At 53.7% G+C, this 2,500-nt stretch carries 1 rRNA gene (only partly in view); it reads left to right on the forward strand.

Annotated elements, in window-relative coordinates:
• Positions 1-2,500: ribosomal RNA gene (locus IB223_RS01245) — 23S ribosomal RNA — on the forward strand (it extends past both window edges: 99 nt to the left, 280 nt to the right).

Raw genomic sequence — 2,500 nt, forward strand, 5'->3', positions numbered from 1 at the left:
TGATCCCGCAATGTCCGAATGGGGAAACCCACTGCTTCGGCAGTATCCTGCAGTGAATACATAGCTGCTGGAGGCAAACCCGGTGAACTGAAATATCTAAGTAACCGGAGGAAAAGAAATCAACCGAGATTCCCTGAGTAGTGACGAGCGAACGGGGACCAGCCCTTAAGCTGGATTGGTTTTAGAAGAACAGTCTGGAAAGACTGGCCATAGACGGTGACAGCCCGGTATTCGAAAGGACCTTTTCAGTGAAGACGAGTAAGGCGGGGCACGAGAAACCCTGTCTGAACATGGGGGGACCATCCTCCAAGGCTAAATACTCCTGACCGACCGATAGTGAACCAGTACCGTGAGGGAAAGGCGAAAAGAACCCCGGAGAGGGGAGTGAAATAGATCCTGAAACCGTGTGCGTACAAGCAGTAGGAGCCCGCAAGGGTGACTGCGTACCTTTTGTATAATGGGTCAGCGACTTACTGTTCGTGGCAAGCTTAACCGTATAGGGGAGGCGAAGGGAAACCGAGTCTGATAAGGGCGCATAGTCGCGGGCAGTAGACCCGAAACCGGGTGATCTAGTCATGCCCAGGGTGAAGGTGCCGTAACAGGTACTGGAGGCCCGAACCCACTCCCGTTGCAAAGGTAGGGGATGAGGTGTGATTAGGAGTGAAAAGCTAATCGAACCCGGAGATAGCTGGTTCTCCTCGAAAGCTATTTAGGTAGCGCCTCGTATGAATCTTCTTGGGGGTAGAGCACTGTTATGGCTAGCGGGACATCGCGTCTTAGCAAACCATGGCAAACTCCGAATACCAAGACAGAATGTACGGGAGACACACGGCGGGTGCTAACGTCCGTCGTGAAAAGGGAAACAACCCAGACCCACAGCTAAGGTCCCAAATTTCGTGCTAAGTGGAAAACGATGTGGAAAGGCACAGACAGCCAGGAGGTTGGCTTAGAAGCAGCCACCCTTTAAAGAAAGCGTAATAGCTCACTGGTCGAGTCGGTCTGCGCGGAAGATTTAACGGGGCTAAGCACGAAACCGAAGCTTGGGGTGCATAACTTTGTTATGCGCGGTAGAGGAGCGTTCCGTAAGCCGTTGAAGGTGACTTGAGAAGGTTGCTGGAGGTATCGGAAGTGCGAATGCTGACATGAGTAACGATAATGCGGGTGAAAAGCCCGCACGCCGAAAGCCCAAGGTTTCCTTGCGCAACGTTAATCGACGCAGGGTTAGTCGGTCCCTAAGGCGAGGGCGAAAGCCGTAGTCGATGGGAAGCAGGTTAATATTCCTGCACCTCGCGTGAGTGCGATGGAGGGACGGAGAAGGTTAGGTGTACCGGGCGTTGGTTGTCCCGGGGAAAGGCGGTAGGTTTGGATCTTTGGCAAATCCGGGATCCTTTAAGACCGAGCACCGAGACGAGTCCTTTTGGACGAAGTCACTGATACCACGCTTCCAGGAAAAGCTCCTAAGCTTCAGCTCACGCAGACCGTACCGTAAACCGACACAGGTGGGTAGGATGAGAATTCTCAGGCGCTTGAGAGAACTCGGGTGAAGGAACTAGGCAACATGGCACCGTAACTTCGGGAGAAGGTGCACCCTCTTTGGTGGCCCATGCGGGCTATAGCTGAGGGGGGTCGCAGAAACCAGGCCGCTGCGACTGTTTATCAAAAACACAGCACTCTGCAAACACGAAAGTGGACGTATAGGGTGTGACGCCTGCCCGGTGCTGGAAGGTTAATTGATGGGGTCAGCCGCAAGGCGAAGCTCTTGATCGAAGCCCCAGTAAACGGCGGCCGTAACTATAACGGTCCTAAGGTAGCGAAATTCCTTGTCGGGTAAGTTCCGACCTGCACGAATGGCGTAACGACAGCGGCGCTGTCTCCACCCGAGACTCAGTGAAATTGAAATCGCTGTGAAGATGCAGCGTTCCCGTGGCAAGACGGAAAGACCCCGTGAACCTTTACTATAGCTTTACATTGAACGTTGAGTTCGTCTGTGTAGGATAGGTGGGAGGCTATGAAACCGAGGCGCTAGCTTCGGTGGAGCCAACCTTGAAATACCACCCTGATGTGCTTGACGTTCTAACCTAGGTCCGTAATCCGGATCGGGGACCATGTATGGTGGGTAGTTTGACTGGGGCGGTCTCCTCCCAAAGAGTAACGGAGGAGCTCGAAGGTACGCTCAGCGCGGTCGGACATCGCGCACTGTGTGCAAAGGCATAAGCGTGCTTGACTGCGAGATCGACGGATCAAGCAGGTACGAAAGTAGGACTTAGTGATCCGGTGGTTCTGTATGGAAGGGCCATCGCTCAACGGATAAAAGGTACTCCGGGGATAACAGGCTGATACCGCCCAAGAGTTCATATCGACGGCGGTGTTTGGCACCTCGATGTCGGCTCATCACATCCTGGGGCTGTAGTCGGTCCCAAGGGTATGGCTGTTCGCCATTTAAAGTGGTACGCGAGCTGGGTTCAGAACGTCGTGAGACAGTTCGGTCCCTATCTGCCAT

This window comes from Pseudoxanthomonas sp. PXM03 (assembly GCF_014852005.1).
Lineage (GTDB): Bacteria > Pseudomonadota > Gammaproteobacteria > Xanthomonadales > Xanthomonadaceae > Pseudoxanthomonas_A.